Origin of the sequence: Flavobacterium tiangeerense, from assembly GCF_007830355.1 — a bacterium.
GTDB lineage: Bacteria > Bacteroidota > Bacteroidia > Flavobacteriales > Flavobacteriaceae > Flavobacterium > Flavobacterium tiangeerense.
Map to the genome: position 1 here is coordinate 341,804 of NZ_VLKO01000002.1, position 23,476 is coordinate 365,279.

The window sequence follows — 23,476 nt, forward strand, 5'->3', positions numbered from 1 at the left end:
AAAAAAACCGACATTGTAGTCGGTTTTTTTTAATTTATGAAATTTATTATATCTCTTTAACTTTAGCCTTTTCAATTGTAAATGAAAATTCAGATCCCACTCCATAGGTACTATCAACATAGATTCTCTCTTCATGTGCCTCTATAATGTGTTTTACTATAGACAAACCTAGACCAGATCCACCCTCGGTTCTTGCACCACTTTTATCCACTCTATAGAAACGTTCAAAAAGTCTCGGGATATTTTTTTTCTCAATTCCTTCTCCGTTATCGGTCACCCTTACAATCACTTTTTCATCTGTTAAATCCTCTATACTTACTTCAGTTGAGCCCTTGAATTTACCGTATTTTATAGAATTCACAACCAGATTCATAACCACTTGCTGAATTTTGTCTTCATCACCATAAACCATTATGGGTCTATTATAACGCATATCAAACATAAGTAAAATATCCTTTTTGGATGCTTTCATTTCGAGCAAGTCAAAAACATTTTGAACCAATTTAACAATGTCAAATTCACCCATTTCAAGATTCAAATCTCCTATTTCCAGTTTTGAAATCATGTCAAGATCCTGTACGATATAGATTAATCTTTCTACACCTTTCTCGGCACGCTCTAGATATTTCTTTCTAATTGTTTTATCGTTCATCGCACCATCTAACAAGGTAGATAAGTATCCTTGTACAGTAAATAAAGGAGTCTTGAGTTCATGAGAAACGTTACCTAAAAATTCTCTTCGGTATTCTTCACGAACCTTTAGGGTTTCTATTTCTAGTTTTTTATCTGTTGCAAACTTTTTTACTTCACGAGTAAGCGTAGCCATATCAGTAGTGATTGGCTGGTTTCTAAAAGTACTAGACTCTAATAAAGAAACATCATCATATATTTTTTTTACTTTCTTGTAAATAAAACGCTCCACTCTATATTGTATCACTAAAAAAGAAAAAGTAGCTATTGAAAATGCAAAAAGCAGACTAAATTTAAAGGAAAAACTAAAAAAAAGATAGGTCAAAAAGCTAACTAATATAGTAGAAAATATAGTAATATACAATGCTGACTTTACAGCAAAACGGTATGTTTTTTTAAAATTGATTGTCATTTACACCTCAAACTTATATCCTACACCTTTAATGGTTTTAAATAAATCTTCGCCTATTTTTTCGCGTAGTTTTCTAATGTGAACGTCAATAGTTCTTCCTCCTACAACTACTTCGTTACCCCAGACTTTATCAAGAATTTCATCTCTTTTAAAAACTTTGCCAGGCTTTGATGCCAATAAATAGAATAATTCAAATTCTTTTCTTGGCAGAGCAATTTCAATATTATCTTTTACGATTTTATACTCTTCTCTATTGATTTCAATACCACCCACGTTGAGAGTTTCGCTATTAACTTCTTTTTCTTTTAACCTTCTTAACAATGCCTTTACCTTACTTACTAGCAATTTGGGCTTAATAGGTTTGTTAATATAGTCATCTGCGCCTGCATCAAATCCAGCAACTTGAGAGTAATCTTCACTACGCGCAGTCAAGAAAGTAATTAATACATTATTTAATTCAGGTATTTTTCGAATGTTTTCGCAAGCTTCCATTCCATCCATTTCTGGCATCATCACATCCATGATAATTAAATCTGGAATTTCTTTTTTGGCCACAGCAATTGCTTCTTTACCATTTGTAGCCGTAACAATTTGATACCCCTCTTGTGAGAGGTTGTATCCTACAATCTCGATAATATCCGGTTCATCATCAACCAGTAGAATCTTGGTGTTTTTTTTCTTCATAGGGTTCAAAAATTATTTTTGAGATGTAAATGTAAACATAAAACCAGCATACGAAAGCTGTTAACTATAATTTAATGTTAGATGAATTTTGCAAACATAAACACAACATAAGGTTAACAAATGAGTAACTCAAGTTTTGCATTATGACCGTTACTTTGCAAAAAATTTAAACAAAATGAAATTCAAGTTATTATTTCTCACGTTATTACTTACAGCAATCTCTTACTCACAAAGTAAAGGTACCATTACTGGAACGTTAACAGACAAAGATGCTAATAATCAATCGTTACCATTTGCTAATGTCCTCATCAAAGGAACAGCGATAGGAACCAATACTGACGTAGATGGTAAATATACCATAAAAATCCAACCTGGAAGTTACACCTTACAATTAAGTTTTGTGGGTTACGAATCTATAGAAGTTCCTGTAACAGTAGTTGCAGATCAAACAGTAACAATCAATAAAGCGCTAGGTTCTGGAAGTTACAAGCTTGAAGATGTTATTGTAAAATCTACCGTAAACAGAGAAAAAGAAACAGCAATACTTTTAGATCAAAAAAAAGCTATTGTATTCAAACAAAGTATTGGGGCGCAGGAAATGGCTCGTAAGGGAGTAAGTGATGTAGAAGAAGGTTTAACTAAAATCACCGGAATTACAAAAGTAGAATCTAGAGGTTTATTCGTAAGAGGTTTGGAAGATCGTTACAATAATTTATTGATTAACGAATTACAAGCTCCGTCTAACAGCCCTTTTACTAAAATCATCCCGTTAGATTTATTCCCAACAGATATCGTAGGGGTTTTAAATGTTTACAAAACATTCAATCCAAACATTTCTGGAGATTTTGCTGGCGCAACTGTAAATATAGAAACCGTTCAGGCTAAAAGTATTACTAAAGTTTCTATAGGCGCTGGATTTACTACTGAAAACAACGGTTCTGACTTTTTGATTCACAGTGAAGCAAACAACTCTCAAGGTTATTTTGGATTAAATGGAAAAGATCGTCAATTGAGTTCAGCATTTGGAAGTGTACCATCAGGTAAAAAACTTACTCCAGATGAGTACAATGCAACTTACAAAAAAAATACTTGGAACGTTGATGAAACTTCTAGTCCTTTGAATACTAGTTTCGGATTTATCCATTCTGAAAAATTCAATCTAGATAATGGCAACAAAATTAATTACACCTTCTCTATCAATGGAGATAATAAATATGTGGTACGTAAAGGAGTTGACCGTACTTTTATTCTTGGCGCAGGTGATTATGACAATAATTTACAAAAAGAAAGTTATAGTTATCAAACTAATGCATCTGCTTTGGCAGCGATCAACTATAAAGCAAAACGTTTTGACATTGGTTTAAACTCTTTCTACTTGCGTTCAACAGATAGCAGAATAATCGATCAATTAGGATACACTAACAATCAAGCGAGCAACCCAAACATTTTGATTCGTACAAACCAATTTGACCAATCTGATTACATTAACACTCAATTGTTAGGAAATGTAAAACTTACTTCTGACGAAAAACACACTTTGAAATTAGGCGGGTCATTTGTGAGAACTGGTTATGAACAACCTGATCGTAAATTTATAATTGGTGAGAAAGTATCTCCAACTGAAATAAACACTTCTTATGGTGGAAATCATTTGAATAGACAATACTTAGACATCAAAGGAAATTACTATTTCTCTGGTTTGGCAGAATACAATCTTAAATTTGATGAGAAAGAAAACGGGAAATCAAATCGTTTAACAGTAGGGTATAATGTTTTCGAAAATGACTTGAGATCAACATATCGTATTTTCTCAGGATTACGCTCGGTAAACAAAAACTACACCGCTCCTGTTAATAGCATTAACTCTTTCATAGTTGATGATATTAATAACGGTATTATTTCAGTTCGTGAGGAATCAAATGCAGATTACAAAGTAAAATTAAACCAAATTGTAAATTCTGGGTATGTTAATTACTTACATAATTTTGGTGAAAAATTAGAAATTAATGCAGGTGTTCGTTTAGAAAATTCAGATAGAACAATCAAATTCAGATCTATAGGTCAAATCATAAATGGTCCATACAAAAACATCAATGATCAAAAATTGGATTTCTTACCAGTTGTTAATGCTAAATATGAGCTTACTGAAAATAGTAATTTGCGTTTTAATGGTTCTAAAACCATCACTAGACCAGTTACAATGGAGTTATTGCCACTTCAATACATAAGTCCAGATGGAAAATCTCTTTTAGGTAATCCAAATTTAAAAAATAGCGACAATTACAATTTTGATGCAAAGTATGAATTGTTCCCAAAAAGCACTGAATTGTTTGCTGTTGGTCTATTTGGTAAACAAATTCAAAACCCTATAGAAAGAATATTCATTGCAGGAGCAGGAGGTAGTGGTCAATTAATGACTTACCAAAACTCTAAAGAAGCTTTATTATATGGAGCAGAAATTGAAATGCTATTACAATTAAACAGATTGTCTCCAACACTAGCTAATTTTTCATTTGGATTGAATACATCATTAATGAAGACCGATGTAAAAGTTAACTTTGGTAACACATCATTAGAGAACAATCCAAGCCGTAAATTGCAAGGAGCTTCTGAGTGGATTATCAATTCGGATTTAAAATATGATTTTGAATTCAATGAAATTATGAAAAACTCAATATCTTTAGTTTATGGAGTGTATGGCCCACGAATTTTTGCAGTAGGTTCTGCAGGAATGGATAACATTTACGAAAAGCCATTTCATAAATTAGATTTTGTTTGGACAAGTAAAATAACTAAAAATATTGATGCTAAATTTGCTGTAGATAATTTACTAAATCCATTGTATAAAATGGAATTGGGTAAAGAAAACCGATTTACTATCAACGAAAATTCATTGTTGTTAGAGAGCTTTAAAAGAGGTAGGGGAATTTCTCTAAATCTATCTTATACATTTTAATTCAAAACTGCCTTTTAAGGCAGTTTTTTTTTGAATACAAATTCCTCAAATTAAAAAAATGGCTTTACATAAAATTTACATAATGTTCAAATTTTGGCAATAGTATTATAATGTTACGTTAACTTTCTTATTCAATGTCGTCGCTACATTTGTATCAAATAATCACAACAACAAAATAATAAAAAAAATGAAAAAATTAGTATTAAGCTTATCAATCGTAGCTTTGTCTTTAGGTAGTTGTTCATCGGATAATGAAGAAATCACTACACAACCAATACCTACTGGAACTATAACTGGAGACATTACTACTGCAAAAACATATCCATTAGGAAACTACACTATACAAGGAACTGTAAAAATTAAAAGTGGAGGTTCTTTAACAATAGAGGCGGGTTCTACAATTACTGCTAGTATTGCTGACGGAACAGCTGATGCTCTTTTAGTAGAAAATGGTGGTAAATTATTCTTAAACGGAACTTCTGCATTACCAGTTGTATTTACAGAAACTTCTAAAACTCCTGGATCTTGGGGAGGAATCATCATGTTTGGAGACGCTCCAATTGTAGGTGCAAATGGTGTAACAACTGCTACTTCTGAAGACGGAAACAACTTAGCTTACGGCGGAACAAATGCTGCTCACAATGGTGGTTCTTTGAAATATGTAAGAGTAGAATATGCTGGAAAAAAATTAACTGACAACACTAGTGAAATGAACGGATTCTCATTCTATTCAGTTGGTTCAGGAACTGTGCTAGAAAACTTAGTAGCTTACAAAGGTGCTGATGATGGTTTTGAATTTTACGGTGGAACTGTAAGTGCTAAAAACTTAATTTCATACGGTAACTTTGATGATTCTTTTGACTGGCAAGATGGCTGGAGAGGTGATGCAAATACAAACTGGTTGGCTTACCAAGTTGCAACTGGAAACTACGGAATGGAAATCGAAGCTAAGTCATTTAACAATGCTTTTGGACCAAAAGTAAGCAACATCACATTAACAAGAGCTGCAGGTACTGTAACTGAAGGAGGATCTTCAGCTGCTGAATACGATGCGATCCAATTTAAAAAAGATGGAAATGGTGAATATTCAAATGTAGTTATCTCAGGATATACAACTGCTAATTCTACCGCAGTGAGAATACAAGATAAAGCAACATTTGATAACCAAGTTACAGGTGGTAAAATCAAATTATTAAATGTAAAAATCAACGATGGCACTTCTCAGTTCGCTGGGGTAGGAACTACTTTTACAGTTGCTTTCCCTACAGGAAACTACACAACAAGTACTACATCTACTGGCGCTACTTTAACTGCAGGAGCATGGGCAATTGTTGATGGAGTAAGCTTGATCAAATAATCTCTTCTTAAAACAAATACAAAAATGCCTTTCATAACGAAAGGCATTTTTTTTGGTACACTATTTGAATTATTTTTGTATATTTACTATTCAAATAAATCTGATGGCAAAAAACTACTTTTATACAATTACTTTATTGGTCTTTTTATTCTCTGCAAGCACTTATGCGCAAGACAATAAACAGCAACCAAAATTACAAGAAACTGCCTCTACTATTGAGGGATTGAGCTTGTACCCAAATCCTGTGAGTAATGGTAAAGTTTACATTACCACTAAGAATGACCTTGATAAAGAAATAATAATTTTTGATGTACTCGGTAAAAAAGTTTTGCAAACCATGCTCAGCTCTAAAGAACTGAATGTATCTAATTTATCTTCTGGAGTATACATTATAAAAATTAATGAAAAAGAAAGTTCTGCTACTCGAAAATTAATAATTCGGTAATTCATTCGAAATATAAAATTACAGCTCCATTTTTTGGAGCTTTTTTTTTAAAACCAAACAGCATCCGTTTTCTACATACATATAAACAAACCCCCTTTTTAAATTTTTCATACTTTTGCAAAAAAAATTCTTGATCACAACCACTGATATATTCACTATTTCTAGTCAAAAACAATTTGAAAAAATTGCTTTAAAAGTTTTTCGTTACCAATACGAAAACAACAAAGTATATCAGGAATTTTGTAATTTTCTTAAAACAGATCCTCATAAAGTAAAATCAATACAACAAATTCCGTTTTTGCCCATACAGTTTTTCAAGAGTCATGAAGTAATTTCTAATACCCATGAAATTCAAGAAACCTTTACCAGCAGTGGAACAACCGGAATGATCACCAGCAAACATCTTGTTACTGATGTTACATTGTATGAAGAAAGCTACCGCAAAGGATTTTCAGAATTTTATGGCAACATTGAAGATTATGTTGTTTTAGCTTTGCTTCCCTCCTATCTGGAAAGAGAAGGCTCATCCTTAATTTACATGGTCAAGGATTTAATTGAACTTTCCAATCATCCTGAAAGCGGTTTTTACCTCAACAATCATGATGAGTTGATTACGCAACTTATCACTTTAGAGAAAGCTGGTCAAAATGTAATTCTGATTGGCGTTACTTTTGCACTATTAGATTTGATAGAATATTCAAAATCTATTTCATTCCCTCTTTGGGGGTTAGGGGGCTCTACCATCATCATGGAAACCGGTGGTATGAAAGGACGAAGAAAGGAAATGATTCGGGAAGAGCTACACGATCAATTATGTGAAGGTTTTGGCGTTTCAGCCATACATTCAGAATACGGCATGACCGAATTACTATCACAAGCCTACTCCTTGGGAAATGGCGTATTTGAGTGCCCTGCTTGGATGCAAATCCTGGTTCGCGATACCGAAGATGCTTTGACTTATATTCCAAACGGTAAAACAGGCGGAATCAATGTGATTGATTTGGCCAACATGAATTCTTGTTCCTTTATAGCTACTCAGGATTTGGGCAAAAAAAATCCCAACAATTCCTTTGAAGTATTGGGACGTTTTGACAATTCAGATATTCGAGGGTGTAACTTGATGGTTCTTTAATCTTTATTACTTATTGCGAGCATGCGAACTATATTCTTGACATTTTTTTTACTCGTTGGTTTATGTACCAATGCGCAAAACACCGATTTAGAAGTTCAAATAGATTCTATAACACATCACGATACATCTACTAGCGAACGTATATTTACGGTACATTACCACATCAAAAACAAAGCAAAAAGTCTTATTTCATTAGTTTTAAATACTAAAGAGCTACGATCTAACATGTACAACAATTCGTCTTGGATTCCCTCGTACAGGCTGTTTCAAGAAAAAAAAATGATAGAAACGAATACTGTATTCGATTCTAAAAAAAGTGATGCAGTGCTTAAAAAAATAATGCAAGACCTAGAAAATAATCGCAAAGGTTTAGCTGATTATTTACTGAAACAGCAAAAAGAATTAAAGATTAAAACCAGTAAAAAAATCATAGAAAGTATTGTTAGGTTCCAACCTAATGAAACAAAAAACTTTTCTGCAACATTGTCTTGGGATAAAAATCGGTATCACAAATTTGAAGACAATGAATATTTTTTAGATCAAAAAACCACTCATTATCTTGATTTGTTTTTGTATCTCAATAAAGAAGAATTAACCTCTACTCTACTCCCTGAGGATTTAAAAATCATACTTAATGACCCAACAATCATTACTGGATGGATATATACTAACAAAGTAGAAATCAATTTTAAATATTAAAAATAAAAATTCCCAACAACTCATTGAGTTATTGGGAATTTTTTTATAATTAGAATAGAGAATAATTTGTTTGTCTCCTTAAACGACTCTCACTACAAAATAATTTTTCTTTCCGCTTTGCAACAATACAAATTGATTGTTGATTAAGTCTTTGGTAGAAAGCACAAATTCTTCAGTAACTTTTTCACGGTTAACAGAAATAGAATTAGCTGTTAGAGCGCGTCTTGCTTCACCATTCGATTTTAAAAATCCTGTTTTTTCGTTTAAAACGTCAACAATATTGATTCCTGCTTCGATTTCGTTTCTGCTGATTTCTGCCTGAGGAACTCCGTCAAAAACATCTAAAAATGTTGCTTGATCCAATTGCTTTAGATCATCAGAAGTAGAATTTCCGAACAAAATATTAGATGCTTTTATCGCATTTTCTAAATCATCAGCTGAATGCACCATCACGGTAATTTCTTCGGCCAAACGTTTTTGTAACAAACGCATGTGTGGCGCTTCTTTATGTTTTTCAGTTAAAACTTCGATATCTCCTTTCGATAAAAAAGTAAAAATCTTAATGTATTTCTCTGCATCCACATCAGATGTATTCAACCAATATTGGTAAAATTTATATGGAGAAGTTCTAGCAGCATCTAGCCAAATATTTCCGCCTTCGGATTTTCCAAACTTGGTTCCATCCGCTTTTGTAATCAACGGACACGTTAAAGCATAGGCTTTTCCGCTAGCAATTCTACGTACTAATTCGGTTCCTGTAGTAATATTTCCCCACTGGTCACTTCCTCCCATTTGCAACGTACAACTTTTTTCTCTGTACAAATGCAAAAAGTCGTATCCTTGAACCAATTGGTACGTAAACTCCGTGAACGACATTCCTTCGGCAGCTTCTGATGACAAACGTTTTTTAACAGAATCCTTTGCCATCATATAATTGACAGTAATATGCTTACCCACATCACGAATGAAATCCAAAAAAGAGAAATTCTTCATCCAGTCGTAATTATTTACTAATTCAGCAGCATTTGGCGCAGCGGAAGTAAAATCTAGAAAACGAGCCAATTGTCCTTTTATCGCCTCTTGATTGTGACGTAATGTTGGTTCGTCCAATAAATTTCTTTCATTCGATTTTCCGGATGGATCACCAATCATTCCTGTTGCGCCACCTACTAACGCTAATGGCTTGTGACCCGCTAATTGAAAATGTTTTAACAACATCACTCCTACTAGGTGACCTATATGCAATGAATCGGCAGTTGGGTCAATTCCCACATATGCCACGCGCATTTGTTCTATCAAATGTTCTTCTGTGCCCGGCATAACATCGTGGAGCATTCCTCTCCAAGTTACTTCTTCAATAAAATTCTTCATCTTTTTTAATCAATTTACTTTCTTCGGTTCAGCCAACATGGCTTGGTGATTACAAAGATAAGAATTTCAGTGGCAATGGCAATTTCAACACTAATTTCTAAATTAAACCCCAAAAATAATTTCAAAAAAATTCAGATTTCTAATTTCGCTTAAAAATGGCATTGTCCTTGCCGTTGATTTTATTACTTTTACAATATGATTTTAGTTACAGGAGCAACCGGTTTAGTAGGCGCACATTTATTGATTCATTTAATTGAAAATCAAAATAATGAAAGCAGTACCATACGTGCTATTTATCGAAATATTGCATCAATCGAGAAAACAAAATCCTTATTTGCCTTTTACAAAAAAGAGCTCCTCTTGCAGCAAATTGAATGGGTTCCTGCAGATATAACCGATGTACCATCTTTAGAAATTGCTTTTCAAAATATTAAAACTGTTTACCATTGTGCTGCTCTAATATCATTTGATCCAAAGGACGAAAATAAACTCCGGAAAATAAATATTGAAGGAACCGCAAACGTGGTGAACTTTTGTATTGCTTACGGTATTGAAAAATTGTGTTTTATAAGTTCAATAGCAACACTTGGTGATTTATTATCCCACGAAAAATACATTTCAGAAGAAACAGAATGGAACCCAGAACAAAACCATAGTGACTATGCCATTTCTAAATATGGTGCCGAGATGGAAGTGTGGCGCGGCCACCAAGAAGGTCTAGATGTTATAATTATTAATCCGGGAGTGATTCTAGGACCTGTACTAGATCACAAAGATTGGGAACAAGGAAGTGGCCAATTATTAACTCAAGTAAAAAATGGATTAAAATATTATACAAAAGGCACCTCTGGATTTGTTGCCGTTACAGATGTTGTAAAAATAGTTGTAGCATTGATGCAAAGCACTATAAAAAACGAACGTTTTATTATTATTGCTGAAAATATAACTTTTCAAAATGTACTTAATACTATGGCCGATGCATTACATGTAAAAAGACCCAACACGCATGCAAGCCCATTTTTAATGGAAACTTTATGGCGTTTAGACTGGTTATCATCTGTTGTTTTTAGAACTAAAAGAAAGCTATCTAAAATCACAGCAAAGGCAACATACACCCAAAACACCTATTCAAACCACAAAATAAAACAGCAACTCAATTTTAATTTTACAGCTGTACAACCCTATTTACAATCGATTATTAAACCGATAAAGAAGATTTAATTTACTGTTGCCGTATCAGTGGTCGAAGCAGTTTTAATTTTATTTTTTTTGACTTAGCTTTTTTATCATCAATTTTAGCCTGAGTCTCTGCTTTTTTAACATCGGCTTCAAGACGTTTTATTACTTTCTCAAACATGGATTTGTACAGCTCATCATCAGCGGCGTAGTACTTATTGTTTTTCATATACTGTATACTATCTACCTTATACTTTTTTAAAATAAAAGCACTTGCATTGATTTTAAAAGAATCTAAAGAGGCAGGGTTTTGGTATTTTATGGCTTCTAAAACCGATAAATCATACATAATATCTACCATAACATCTTTCTCTATGAGCTTTTCAGGTTCAGGAATGCCATTATGGTCTTTACAACTCAATAAAAGAAGAAAAAATATTACGGAGATACAGTGTTTAATCATGATAATTATCTTTCAAATTCTAAACGTTTTCCTGCGCGAATGTCCTTTACCTTGAATGCATTGTAAACTAATTGTCCATTTACAAAAGTATGTGTAATTCTGGATTTAAATGTAAATCCTTCAAAAGGAGACCAACCACATTTAGCCAAAATATTTTCTTTTTTTACGCTCCAAGGCAAACCTGCATTAACAATAACTAAATCAGCAAAATATCCTACTTTAATGAAGCCTCTTTTGTGGATTTTGAAAATCTTAGCTGGATTATGACACATTTTTTCAACAATTTTCTCCACGCTAATTTTACCTTGATGGTGTGCTTCAAACATGGCTACTACTGCGTGTTGCACTAATGGCCCTCCTGATGGTGCATCCAGATATGATTTTTGTTTTTCCTCTAGTGTATGCGGTGCATGATCTGTTGCAATCACATCAATTCTATCGTCAAGCAAAGCTTCCCACAACACTTTACGGTCATGAGCTGTTTTAACGGCTGGGTTCCATTTAATCAAATTTCCTTTTGTAGCATAATCATCATTGGTAAACCATAAATGATGAATACAAACTTCGGCAGTAATTTTCTTTTCTTCTAACGGAATTTTATTGGTAAACAATTCCATTTCTTTTGCCGTAGAAAGATGAAAAATATGCAATCTAGCACCTGTTTTTTTGGCAAGAGCCACTGCTTTTGAAGAGGAAATGTAACACGCTTCTTCACTTCGGATTAGGTGATGGGCTGATACTGGTATGTCCTCTCCATACAATTCTTTATACTGAGCTAAATTAGTGCGTATTATAGTCTCGTCTTCGCAGTGTACGGCAATCAACAAGGAAGTACTTGAAAATATTTTTTCAAGTGTAGCTTCATTATCTACTAACATGTTTCCGGTTGAAGACCCTAAAAAGATCTTGATTCCAGCAACATTTTTAGGATTAGTTTTTAAAACTTCTTCTAAATTATCATTTGTAGCTCCCATCATAAAAGAATAATTGGCAAATGATTTCTGGGAAGCCAAAACGTATTTTTGTTCTAATATTTCTTGCGTTACCGCATTAGGTACTGTATTAGGCTGCTCTATATAAGTGGTGATTCCGCCTGCTACAGCTGCTCGCGACTCTGATTCTATATCGCCTTTGTGCGTAAGTCCTGGTTCTCTAAAATGTACTTGATCATCAATTGCTCCAGGAATTAAAAAATTCCCTTCGGCATCAATAATTTTACAATCAGAAGATTTAGCACTAATACTTTCGGCTATTTCAACAATGATTTCGTTTTCAATTAACACATCCCCTTCAAAAACTACCCCTTCATTTACAATTTTGGCGTTCTTAATTAAAATCTTGTTCATATTTCTTTTCTATAATGTGTTAATCATTTTTTTTAATCGCAAAGCAATTACACCAAATACGGCTTCAACAATGATGGAATTACTCATCTTAGATTGCCCTTTTGTTCGGTCTGTAAAGATAATAGGAACCTCAACAATTTCAAATTTCTTGCAGTAGGTACGGTATTTCATTTCTATTTGAAATGCATAACCCACAAATCTTATTTTATCTAAATTGATTTCCTCAAGTACTTTTCGCTTATAGCAAACAAAACCTGCTGTGGCATCATGAATTTTCATTCCAGTAACCCAACGCACATAAACTGATGCAAAATAAGACAACAATACCCTACTCAATGGCCAGTTTACCACATTTACACCCGTTACATAACGAGAACCAATTGCTAAATCGGCATCGCCAAAATGACAAGCGTTGTATAGTTTTTCTAAGTCTTTTGGGTCGTGAGAGAAATCTGCATCCATTTCAAAAATGAATTCGTATTGATGACGCAATGCCCATTTAAATCCGTGTACATACGCTGTACCTAAACCTGATTTTTTTTCTCTTTTTTCAAGAAATAAACGGCCTTCAAATTCTTTTTGGAGAAGCACTACTTTATCCGCAGTATAATCTGGAGAGTTATCATCAATTATTAAAACATGAAAAAGCTTGTGTTGTGATAGCACAGCTCTTATGATACTTTCAATGTTTTCAATTTCGTTATAGGTAGGGATTATAACTATACAATCATTCATTTTTTTCAACTAAATTCAGTGCAAAAGTAACCATTTTATGCCATTTCAACCTTAATAAAATTATAATAAAAAGAATGATATAAAAATTAGTAATTTTGCAAGGCTATGATTGAAACCGTACTTCATCCAAGAATCATTGAGAACAAAGATTGGGCAACAGCACTATTTGTTCTTTCATTTGCTATAATAGCAATCACTAAATCTGTATTTGAAAATAGATTTGGTGAGTTTGCCAATCTCATTTTTTCTAATAAATACATTAAAATTTACCGTGACAGTAGTCATTTAATGAGTAGTTTTACTGTTGCGCTATTTTTTGTACAAATCATTTCGTTTGCTTTTTTTATCTTAATTGCGTTAAGCCAGTTTGGTTATGCCTCGAAAACAGATTGGATCATGTACATCCAAATTGTCACTTTTTTGATATTTTTTATCCTATCGAAATACCTCATCGAAAAAATCATTGCTACATCTTTCAATATTGAAGAATTCATGGAGCAATTTAACCTTCAAAAAGTTACCTACAGAACGTATATAGGACTCTTAATACTTCCTATTAACATTATTTTATTCTATTACGATACAATTTCAAGAAATTTTCCTTTAGCTATAATTGCTATAATATTGATAGCCAATGTACTAACCTATTTGATTTCAATAAAAAATTATCAAAATATAATATTCGGTAAGTTGTTTTATTTTATTTTATATCTTTGCGCCTTTGAAATAGCACCCTATTATTTTATGTATTATTGGTTTACAAAAGGGGTTGCTTAGAAAACGTTAAATATGAAAGTGAAAACAATTTTGGTGTCACAACCCGAGCCTAAAGTGGAAAATTCTCCTTACTTTGAACTTCAACAAAAACACAAAGTAAAAATTGATTTCAGACCTTTTATTCACGTAGAAGGAGTAAATGCCAAAGAAATTCGACTACAAAAAATCGATCTTAACCATTACACGGCAATTATTTTAACGAGTAAAAATGCGGTTGATCATTTCTTTAGAGTAGCTGATGAAATGCGCTATAAAGTTCCTGAGGGATTAAAGTATTTTTGTCAATCTGAAGCTATTGCTTTTTACCTACAAAAATATGTGGTATACCGTAAACGTAAAATTTACGTAGGACCAAAAGACTTTGCTGATTTATCTCCGCTGATAAAAAAATACAAAGACGAAAAATTCTTACTACCGGCTTCGGATCAATTAAATGCTGATGCACCAATAACGCTAAACGCTCTAAAGGTTGATTGGACTCCTGCTGTTTTTTACAAAACGGTAATGAGCGACTTATCTGATCTTGCTGATGTGTATTATGATATACTGGCTTTCTTCAGTCCTACCGGAATAAAATCATTATTTATGAATTTTCCTGATTTTGAGCAAAACAATACACGCATAGCAGTTTTTGGAAGTACAACACAAAAAGAAGCACTAGATCATGGTTTAAGAGTAGACATTCTTGCACCAACACCAGCAACACCTTCTATGACTATGGCTTTGGAAAAATACATTACCGAAGCTAATAAAGGAAAATAATTTTTTTACAACATACACATTAAAGCCATTCAAAATCTGAATGGCTTTTTTTATGTCAATACATTACCCACTACATTTCTTTAATCAACATTACTCATAATAGTATTTGTTGTAAATTTGGTTTTCAAAATCAACCAAACATCATCATCTTGTTTAAATTTATAAGCTATGAAAATAAATTCCTTAGTCGTAGAAATCGACGGTATCGATAAAGAAATTCTACGTGACCTCATGGAAGATGCTAGAAAACCAATTCTACAAATTGCAAATAAAATAGGAATTTCAGGAGCTGCCATTCACCAGCGTTTGCGAAAATTAGAACAATCGGGGGTGATCTCTGGATCTAAATTCACGGTAAATAACAAAGTGCTCGGTTACAATACGATGGCTTTTGTAGGTGTATATCTAGACAAGGCCGCAAGAAACGCTGAAGCAGTGCGTGATTTAAAAAAAATTCCTGAAGTTCTTGAATGTCACTACACCACGGGAAACTGGTCTATATTAATTAAAATTATTTGTAAAGACAACGAACATTTAATGCACTTACTCAATACTAAAATTCAAGCTATTGAAGGTGTTTCTAGAACTGAAACGTTTATATCATTAGACCAGCAAATAGATCGACAAATACAACTTTGAGGAAAGTGAGTTGTGAGTTGTGAAATATAAAAAAATCCAAACTCTATTGAAATTGGAATTTGGATTTGATTATTAATTATATTAAAGTTGGAGAATTAGTCTCTTCTTCCTCCCATATATATTGAAATATAATAAAGCAACGTTGCTATAGAACCTAATGCGGCTACAACATACGTTCTGGCTGCCCATTTTAAAGAATCTTTGGCACCAGCCTGTTCTTGAGGCGTAAGCATTCTTTTGTTTTCTAACCAAGCCAAAGCACGATTACTAGCATCATATTCTACTGGCAAAGTAACTATTGAAAATAAAGTTGTTGCCGCAAAAATAATAATTCCCACTAATAACAATCCCGGAAAAGTCTTGATCATTAAGATTCCAGCTAGTAAAATCCACTGCATATAACTAGAGGCTACGCTTACAACAGGAACAAGTTTAGATCTCATGGTAAGCCACTCATACCCCACTGCGTGTTGCACTGCGTGTCCACATTCATGGGCAGCCACAGCTGAAGCTGCAGCATTGCGCTGGTTGTACACGGCCTCGCTTAAATTAACTGTTTTATCAGCAGGATTGTAGTGATCCGTCAAACGCCCTGGAGTTGAAATCACTCTTACATCTCTGATTCCGTTATCGGCTAGCATTTTCTCTGCAATTTCAGCACCTGTCATTCCGTTTTGCAAATGTAATTTTGAGTAGTGTTCAAATTTGCTTTTAAGTCTTGAACTAACTAACCAGCTAAAAAGCATTATTGCTCCTGCTAGAATTAAATAACCCATTCCCATATCTTTGTTTTTTAGATTTTTTATTAAAGTTACTAAAGAAATAGCAAATTCTGCACCATTTTTTGTTAATGTCAAATTGGCATCCGTTAAATAAAAGTCAAAAAAAAAAAATTCCAAACCCAATCGTGAAATTGGAATTTGGAATTTTAAATATTGAAATTGATAAGCTATCCCACCAAGTTAATGATTTTCCCCGGAACAATAATCACCTTGTTTGGTGTTTTACCGTCTAGTTGCTTGATGGTTCTTTCGTCTTTCATTACGATTTCCTCGATTTGTGGTGCGGTTAAATCCAAAGGTAAAACTAGGGTAAAACGCATTTTACCGTTGAAAGAAACTGGATATTCTTTTTCACTTTCTACCAAATGTTTTGGATCAAAAACTGGGAAAGCAACCGCTGCTATCGAGCCTTCATGACCTAGCAAAGACCATAATTCCTCAGCGATGTGCGGCGCATAAGGCGAAATCACAATTGCCAATGGTTCTAAGATGGCACGAGAATGACAGTTTTGAGTAGACAATTCGTTCACACAAATCATAAACTGTGAAACCGAAGTATTGAAAGAGAATCCTTCTATATCCTCAGCTACTTTTTTGATGGTTTTGTGTAATGATTTTAAGTTGTCTTTCGTTGGTGAGTCATTGGTCACAATCAAACCATTTTCATCGAAATACAAACGCCATAGTTTTTTCAAGAAACCAAAAACTCCCGAAATTCCTGCTGTATTCCAAGGTTTCGCTTGTTCTAATGGTCCTAAAAACATTTCATACAAACGCAAGGTATCGGCACCGTATTCTGTGCAAATAAAATCCGGAGTCACGACATTGTAATAAGTTTTCGACATCTTTTCAATTTCTCTCTCAACTTCAAAGTTACCAATATTATCTTTTATTGCATTTTTCTCAAAATTTACTACCCGCAAATCCGTTTTTTGTCTTAAAGTTTCAAAATTGATATTATTCGACACGTCTAAATAGTCAATATTAATACGCAAGTCTAACACTTTGAACTTAAACAAAGTGTTTGTTTCATTAATGGTTTTACAGTTTTCGAAATTAAATCTTGTTAAAATTTGTTCCTTTAAATCTGCACTTAATTTATCAGATGGTAAAAATTTATCTTTATCAACCTTAGATATTAGACCTTTACTAATAAAAATATTTTTACTTCCATTATTATCAATAAAAGTAGTTTTATCTTGTTCTGAAACAGTTTCATCAAAATTAAGAACAACAATATACGGCTTTGCACTCATCCCCAAAATCATTCCTTGATTGATCAGTTTTTTGAATGGTTCTTCAGTTGGAGCAAAGCCTTTGTCTTTTAGGAATTTGTTCCAAAAACGAGAGTACAACAAGTGACCGGTTGCGTGTTCGCTTCCGCCAATGTATAAATCTACACTTTCCCAATAGGCTAGGGCTTCTTGGCTTGCAAATTCGGTTTCGTTGTGCGCATCCATGTATCGCATCCAATAGTATGAACTTCCCGCCCAACCTGGCATGGTGTTCAATTCAAGAGGAAAAATAGTTGCATCATCAACCAAACTCGTTTCGACCACTTTATTGTTTACACTGTCCCAAGCCCAAACTGCAGCATTTCCTAAAGGTGGTAGACCGTCTTCAGTTGGTAAATATTTCTCAACTTCGGGTAAAATGATAGGCAAATGCTGCGCATCAATCATTTGCGGCAAGCCATTTACATAATAAACTGGGAAAGGCTCACCCCAATAACGCTGGCGAGAGAAAACTGCATCACGCAAACGGTAATTGATTTTTCCTTTTCCTTGATTTATTTTTTCTAATTCCTCAATAACTTTTTGAGTTCCTTTTTTATAATCTAATCCATTTAAAAAATCAGAATCGACTAATTGAAAACCTTCTTTGGCTCCAAAAGCCGCTTCAGAAATGTCTTGATCAAAGATATTTTTGATGGCTGGCATTCCGTTTTGCCCTTTGAAGAAATTCGCAAAAGCATAATCTCTCTCATCGCCACAAGGAACCGCCATAACTGCGCCTGTCCCGTATCCTGCCAAAACATAATCGCCAATCCAAACCGGTATCGGTTCTTTCGTAGACGGATGTTCTGCAAAAGCTCCTGTGAATACTCCCGAAATGGTTTTCACATCGGCCATACGCTCACGCTCAGAACGTTTTGAGGTTTTTTCGATATAGGCTTCTACTTCTGCTTTTTGTTCGGCAGTAGTGATTTCTTGAACCAAAGGATGCTCTGGTGCTAAAGTCATAAAAGTCACCCCGAAGATTGTATCGGGTCTTGTTGTGAATACTTCAATGAAAGAGTCCTTAGTCCCTAGTTCTAAGTCTGAAATTTGCTTTTCACTTTCGACTTTCGACTTTTGACTTTCGACTTTAAATTTAACCATTGCACCAACTGATTTCCCAATCCAGTTTCTTTGACTTTCTTTAATACTTTCGCTCCAGTCGATATCATTCAAACCTTGCAACAAGCGTTCTGCATAAGCCGAAATGCGCATGCTCCATTGGGTCATTTTCTTGCGAACTACTGTAAATCCACCACGTTCTGAAACACCGTTTACAATTTCATCGTTGGCCAAAACCGTTCCTAATCCTGGGCACCAGTTTACTTCCGTCTCCGCTAAATACGTCAATCGGTATTGCAAAAGGATTTTCTCCTGAGTCGCTTTTGCGAAAGCGTTCCATTCAGCGGCTGAAAAAGCATCTGTATTTTCATCGCAAACTGCATTGACAGTTGCATTACCTTCTTTTTCAAATAAGGCAATTAGGGTTGAAATATCTTCTGCTTTATCGCTGTTTTTATTGTACCAAGAATTGAATAATTGGATAAAAATCCATTGTGTGTGCTTGTAATAATCTGGATTTGAAGTACGAACTTCGCGACTCCAATCAAAAGAAAATCCTATTTTATCCAATTGCTTTCTGTAACCCGCAATTTGGTTTCCTTCTTTGTCCACACCACCGTCAATATTCACACGAGTTGTGTCCTCAGGACGTTGACCCGTTTGAATAGCGTACTGCTCTGCAGGCAACCCAAAACTGTCGTAACCCATAGGATGAAGCACATTAAAACCTTGATGTCTCTTGTAACGCGCATACACATCAGAGGCAATGTATCCCAGCGGATGCCCTACGTGCAAACCTGCTCCCGATGGATAAGGAAACATGTCTAAAACGTAATATTTAGGCTTATCAGCGTTGTTTTCGGCCTTAAAAGTTTGGTTTTCTAACCAATATTTTTGCCATTTGGCTTCAATTTCGTTGGGATTGTATTTCATTCCTTTTTATATTGTTTTTTAATTGAGTCATGCTATCCTAAACTCAGGTCATTTTTATAAGGTTCTGAGGAACTGAGCACCTGAGGTTCTAAGTTTTACTGCGACTACTATTTCTAGGCGCCAAATTTACGTTTATTGTACGAAAGTTGAAACTTTGAGCGTTATTAACTTTAAATAAAGAAATTGTTTATTATTTTTACCCCATAATTTCAACATACTATGAGTTCTTCCTTTGATAATTTCCAAAAACGCCGTTTAATTTCCTCTTATTTTTCAGTAGTATTAAGTGTATTTTTAGTCTTGTTTCTGCTGGGAATATTAGGATTATTCATCATTAATTCAAAAAAACTAGCCAATGATTTTAAAGAAAACATTGCTATGACTGTTTTTTTTAAGAACGAAGCTAATGATACTATTGTCAAACAATTTGGCACCCAATTAAAAGGGAGTCCTTTTGTGAAAACATACAAATATGTAACTAAAGAAGCCGCTGCAAAAGAACATACTGACATTATAGGTGAAGATTTTATGACTTTCCTAGGTGAAAACCCTTTGCAAAACTCTTATGATATTCATTTAAAGGGAGACTACGTAGTAAAAGACAGCATTGCAAAAATAGAATTTGGTCTTAGAAAAAATGCTATGATATCTGATATTGTATATGACAAGCAACTTGTTAATTTAGTGAATGACAATATCAAAAAAGTAAGTATGTGGATATTGATAGTAAGTAGTTTTCTTGCTGTTATTGCCGTTTTATTAATTAACAGCTCTTTGCGTTTATCCATACACTCTAACCGATTCATCATTAAAACGATGCAAATGGTGGGTGCAACAAAATCTTTTATCCGTAAACCATTTGTAATGCGAAGTGTTAAACTGGGTATCATAGGTGCGGCACTTGCTGTATTGGCTTTGATAGGTGTTTTGATTTATGTAGAAACCAGTTTTCCTAATCTAGGAATCCTTGAAGATAAAGGACTTATTGCTTTGGTACTAGTAGCTGTATTAGGCTTTGGAATTTTAATTACTTGGTTGAGTACTTATTTTGCCACACAACGATTTTTAAATTTAAGAACTGACGACCTTTATTAGTATTCAGTCGCAGTTCTCAGTTACAGGGTTAAGTAAAAAACAACAGCATTTACAAATGGAAGATAAAGATAAAAAAAATGAATTTTTGTTTGAGAAAGTAAACTACAAAATCTTATTAATAGGTATTGGAGTCATTGCCTTAGGTTTTATTCTAATGTCAGGCGGAGGAAGTGAAGACTCAACAGTTTTTAATGAAGATATCTTCAATTTTAGAAGAATTAGACTAGCGCCAACAACCGTTTTAATAGGTTTTGGGATAACCATTTACGCTATTTTAAAAAATCCAAAAAAAGCATAAATGAATACATTACAAGCTTTTTTGATAGCTATTATTGAGGGATTGACTGAATATCTTCCGGTATCATCTACCGCGCATATGGTTTTTTTGAGTTCTTATTTTGGAATACAAGAAGACGATTTTGTGAAACTGTTTCAATTTTCTATACAATTTGGAGCCATATTGGCCGTAGTAGCATTGTATTGGAAAAAATTCTTTGATTTTTCTAAATTTAATTTTTACCTCAAACTTATTTGCGCTGTTATACCTGCGCTTGTCTTGGGGAAATTATTTGATGATAAAATAGAAGCCATCTTAGGAAATCCTATACCAATTGCGATTGTTCTTATTTTAGGCGGTGTTGTTTTACTTTTTATTGACAACTATTTTCAAAACCCAACGGTTTTAAAAGAAGAGGACATTTCTATAAAAAAAGCGGTAACCATTGGTTTCTGGCAATGTTTAGCTATGATGCCAGGCACGAGTAGATCTGCCGCATCAATTATAGGTGGAATGCAGCAAGGTTTATCCCGTCATGCTGCTGCAGAATTTTCTTTTTTTCTAGCTGTTCCTACTATGATGGCAGTGACCTGCTATTCTGTTTTTTTAAAGACGTACGAGAGCTCACAAATGAAAGGCTACGAACTCATTTTAAAATCAGATCAAAACATTCAACTCTTCCTAATTGGTAATGTGGTAGCTTTTATTGTTGCTGTGATTGCCATAAAGTTTTTTATTGAAATCATAAAAAAATATGGATTTAAGCCATGGGGCTGGTACCGTATTATTGTGGGTGTGTTTTTATTAATTTACTTTTCGTATTTAAAATAATTCCTATTGAAAACAGCTGATGAGTACCTAGAAGGTCAAATTTTATTGATTGACAAACCTTTGCATTTTACTTCTTTTCAAGCGGTAAATAAGCTTAAATATGCTTTGATTAACAAAGTAGGTTTGCCAAAAAAATTCAAAATTGGCCATGCCGGAACCTTGGATCCATTAGCAAGTGGTTTATTGTTAGTTTGCACCGGAAAATTTACCAAACGAATTACAGAACTTCAAGGCCAAGCCAAAGAATATACGGGGACTTTTTACATAGGGGCCACAACGCCATCTTATGATTTAGAAACAGAAATTGACCAAACCTTCCCTACTGCACATATCAACGAAGAATTAATTCATGAGACGGTAAAACAATTTTTAGGCGAAATTGATCAAGTACCTCCTATTTTTTCGGCAATAAAAAAAGACGGTGTACGCTTGTATGAGCACGCACGTGCAGGAGAAAGTATTGAAATTGCAAGCCGTAAAACCACCATACATGAATTTGAAATTACCCGAATTGCACTTCCCGAAATAGATTTTAGAGTAGTTTGTAGCAAGGGTACATACATTCGTTCTCTAGCGTTTGATTTTGGAAAAGCCATGCAATCTGGCTCTCACTTAACGGTTTTAAGACGAACAAAAATAGGCGATTATGATGTAAAAAACGGCATTAACGTTCTTGATTTTGAAGAAAGTCTTACCTCAAATACCCCTTAATTGAACGTATTCATTATTATATTATTGTTTCCTTTTTTTGGTTTTTCCCAAAACAAAACACGCTCCTTCGTTCAATTTGATGTTGCCATACCTATAAAAGGAAATCAAAAAAATGGAGCATAAAATAACAATAGATATACTGTTACTTGTTGGTTTCTACCAGATGGAATCAATAGCAAAACAGGTATTGGTTTAGAACCTAAGAAATGGATTGCTTTAGGAATCCATTCCGGAATAGACTTGAAATAGTCTGAAAAAATTATTCTAGTACCGGTTTTTGGAAATCTTTTATTGAGTCCAAAAAGTAGTGATGAAACCCGTATTGCATTAGAACTAGGACTAGAAAAAGTAACTGCTCTTGGCAGAGGATAATTAAATGGTGCTTACAAAAAAATAAGCTTGGGGATTCAAACTACTGATGATTTGGTTCTTTTTATAGAAATGAGCCACTATGATATTGCTTTTAAAAATCAAAAAGAAACTGAGAGTATTACTTTGGGATTGGCGTTGAAACGGATCAAGTCTGAAAGTTGTGGGGAAATATTAAAAACCGGTTATTTGTATTTTAAAAAATACAGAAATGCAGGATTCTTTTAAAGAACTTATCAAGTTGTTGTTACCAGAGATTATTGTGGATTATTTTGAGTTAACTTCTTATGAAAAAGACCAAGAAATACTTCATCTATACTTAAAAGAAATCAATTCTATTCCTAAAGAATATCGGGAGAGTAAATTAAGCTCAAAAGGTTTTTTTGACCAGATAACAGTTCAAGACTTTCCCATTCGAGGTCATCAAGTTTATCTGCATATCACACGCCGAAGATGGCTCAACGAAGATACTGGACAAGTAGTTTTTAGAGATTG

23 protein-coding genes are annotated in these 23,476 nt (G+C 33.9%); 15 read left to right on the top strand and 8 right to left on the bottom strand.

Annotated features, from left to right (window positions below):
- Positions 1-46 precede the first annotated feature (46 nt).
- Positions 47-1,102: a sensor histidine kinase gene (locus IQ05_RS03160; RefSeq protein WP_144889739.1), complete on the bottom strand. Its 1,056-nt coding sequence runs from the start codon at positions 1,100-1,102 to the stop codon at positions 47-49.
- Positions 1,103-1,786 carry a response regulator transcription factor gene (locus tag IQ05_RS03165; protein ID WP_144889741.1) on the bottom strand — a complete coding sequence of 228 codons (684 nt, stop codon included), beginning with the start codon at positions 1,784-1,786 and terminating at the stop codon, positions 1,103-1,105.
- 175 nt (positions 1,787-1,961) lie between these two features.
- Here IQ05_RS03165 and IQ05_RS03170 point away from each other — a divergent pair, with 175 nt between their 5' ends.
- The 5 genes from IQ05_RS03170 (at position 1,962) to IQ05_RS03190 (ending at position 8,375) form a co-directional block, all read left to right on the top strand.
- Positions 1,962-4,742: a TonB-dependent receptor gene (locus IQ05_RS03170; RefSeq protein WP_144889743.1), complete on the top strand. Its 2,781-nt coding sequence runs from the start codon at positions 1,962-1,964 to the stop codon at positions 4,740-4,742.
- Between the two features lie 187 nt (positions 4,743-4,929).
- Positions 4,930-6,099 carry a hypothetical protein gene (locus IQ05_RS03175; protein WP_144889745.1) on the top strand — a complete coding sequence of 390 codons (1,170 nt, stop codon included), beginning with the start codon at positions 4,930-4,932 and terminating at the stop codon, positions 6,097-6,099.
- Between the two features lie 103 nt (positions 6,100-6,202).
- A complete protein-coding gene (locus IQ05_RS03180) occupies positions 6,203-6,544 on the top strand; it encodes a T9SS type A sorting domain-containing protein (protein ID WP_144889747.1) in 342 nt (113 codons plus the stop codon).
- 130 nt (positions 6,545-6,674) lie between these two features.
- Complete coding sequence (locus tag IQ05_RS03185; RefSeq protein WP_144889799.1) at positions 6,675-7,676, top strand: LuxE/PaaK family acyltransferase; 1,002 nt, start codon at positions 6,675-6,677, stop codon at positions 7,674-7,676.
- A 21-nt stretch (positions 7,677-7,697) separates the two neighbouring features.
- Complete coding sequence (locus IQ05_RS03190; RefSeq protein ID WP_144889748.1) at positions 7,698-8,375, top strand: hypothetical protein; 678 nt, start codon at positions 7,698-7,700, stop codon at positions 8,373-8,375.
- A 78-nt stretch (positions 8,376-8,453) separates the two neighbouring features.
- Here the strand turns inward: IQ05_RS03190 and tyrS are convergent, their stop codons facing one another.
- A complete protein-coding gene (gene tyrS / locus IQ05_RS03195; RefSeq protein WP_144889750.1) occupies positions 8,454-9,746 on the bottom strand; it encodes a tyrosine--tRNA ligase in 1,293 nt (430 codons plus the stop codon).
- Between the two features lie 195 nt (positions 9,747-9,941).
- On the opposite strand from tyrS, the gene IQ05_RS03200 reads away from it, so the two are divergent.
- Complete coding sequence (locus IQ05_RS03200) at positions 9,942-10,967, top strand: NAD-dependent epimerase/dehydratase family protein (protein ID WP_144889752.1); 1,026 nt, start codon at positions 9,942-9,944, stop codon at positions 10,965-10,967.
- Position 10,968: 1 nt separating this feature from the next.
- On the opposite strand, the gene IQ05_RS03205 is transcribed toward IQ05_RS03200, so the two are convergent.
- Genes IQ05_RS03205 through IQ05_RS03215 form a run of 3 tightly spaced genes read right to left on the bottom strand, consistent with a single transcriptional unit; the run spans position 10,969 to position 13,466 of the window.
- A complete protein-coding gene (locus IQ05_RS03205; RefSeq protein WP_244289516.1) occupies positions 10,969-11,385 on the bottom strand; it encodes a DUF4296 domain-containing protein in 417 nt (138 codons plus the stop codon).
- A gap of 5 nt (positions 11,386-11,390) precedes the next feature.
- Positions 11,391-12,731, bottom strand: coding sequence for a dihydroorotase (locus IQ05_RS03210; RefSeq protein WP_144889754.1), 1,341 nt, complete (start codon positions 12,729-12,731; stop codon positions 11,391-11,393).
- A gap of 9 nt (positions 12,732-12,740) precedes the next feature.
- Entirely contained in the window at positions 12,741-13,466 is a 726-nt protein-coding gene (locus tag IQ05_RS03215; protein ID WP_144889756.1) for a polyprenol monophosphomannose synthase, read from the bottom strand.
- A gap of 105 nt (positions 13,467-13,571) precedes the next feature.
- On the opposite strand from IQ05_RS03215, the gene IQ05_RS03220 reads away from it, so the two are divergent.
- The 3 genes from IQ05_RS03220 (at position 13,572) to IQ05_RS03230 (ending at position 15,644) form a co-directional block, all read left to right on the top strand.
- The gene (locus IQ05_RS03220; protein ID WP_144889758.1) at positions 13,572-14,243 is read left to right on the top strand and encodes a DUF4271 domain-containing protein; all 672 of its coding nucleotides are present in this window, start codon (positions 13,572-13,574) and stop codon (positions 14,241-14,243) included.
- Positions 14,244-14,255: 12 nt separating this feature from the next.
- Positions 14,256-15,005 carry a uroporphyrinogen-III synthase gene (locus IQ05_RS03225; protein ID WP_144889760.1) on the top strand — a complete coding sequence of 250 codons (750 nt, stop codon included), beginning with the start codon at positions 14,256-14,258 and terminating at the stop codon, positions 15,003-15,005.
- Positions 15,006-15,173: 168 nt separating this feature from the next.
- A complete protein-coding gene (locus IQ05_RS03230; protein ID WP_144889762.1) occupies positions 15,174-15,644 on the top strand; it encodes an Lrp/AsnC family transcriptional regulator in 471 nt (156 codons plus the stop codon).
- Between the two features lie 95 nt (positions 15,645-15,739).
- Here the strand turns inward: IQ05_RS03230 and IQ05_RS03235 are convergent, their stop codons facing one another.
- Both IQ05_RS03235 and IQ05_RS03240 read right to left on the bottom strand, forming a co-directional pair.
- Positions 15,740-16,426, bottom strand: coding sequence for a zinc metallopeptidase (locus IQ05_RS03235; RefSeq protein ID WP_144889803.1), 687 nt, complete (start codon positions 16,424-16,426; stop codon positions 15,740-15,742).
- Between the two features lie 167 nt (positions 16,427-16,593).
- Positions 16,594-19,698 (bottom strand): leucine--tRNA ligase, encoded by a 3,105-nt coding sequence (locus IQ05_RS03240; protein WP_144889764.1) that lies wholly within the window; start codon positions 19,696-19,698, stop codon positions 16,594-16,596.
- A 219-nt stretch (positions 19,699-19,917) separates the two neighbouring features.
- On the opposite strand from IQ05_RS03240, the gene IQ05_RS03245 reads away from it, so the two are divergent.
- From IQ05_RS03245 to IQ05_RS03270, 6 genes are all read left to right on the top strand, one after another.
- On the top strand, positions 19,918-20,793 hold the full coding sequence (locus IQ05_RS03245; RefSeq protein WP_144889766.1) for a cell division protein FtsX: 876 nt from the start codon (positions 19,918-19,920) through the stop codon (positions 20,791-20,793).
- Positions 20,794-20,848: 55 nt separating this feature from the next.
- Complete coding sequence (locus IQ05_RS03250; protein ID WP_144889767.1) at positions 20,849-21,091, top strand: DUF3098 domain-containing protein; 243 nt, start codon at positions 20,849-20,851, stop codon at positions 21,089-21,091.
- Positions 21,092-21,901, top strand: a complete 810-nt coding sequence (locus IQ05_RS03255) for an undecaprenyl-diphosphate phosphatase (RefSeq protein WP_144889769.1) — start codon at positions 21,092-21,094, stop codon at positions 21,899-21,901.
- Positions 21,902-21,907: 6 nt separating this feature from the next.
- Complete coding sequence (gene truB / locus IQ05_RS03260; RefSeq protein ID WP_144889771.1) at positions 21,908-22,612, top strand: tRNA pseudouridine(55) synthase TruB; 705 nt, start codon at positions 21,908-21,910, stop codon at positions 22,610-22,612.
- Positions 22,613-23,011: 399 nt separating this feature from the next.
- Positions 23,012-23,209 carry a hypothetical protein gene (locus IQ05_RS03265; protein WP_144889773.1) on the top strand — a complete coding sequence of 66 codons (198 nt, stop codon included), beginning with the start codon at positions 23,012-23,014 and terminating at the stop codon, positions 23,207-23,209.
- Positions 23,193-23,476 (top strand): ISAon1 family transposase N-terminal region protein (locus tag IQ05_RS03270; protein ID WP_144889776.1); only part of this gene is annotated, 284 nt, incomplete at its 3' end. The genes IQ05_RS03265 and IQ05_RS03270, both read left to right, overlap by 17 nt.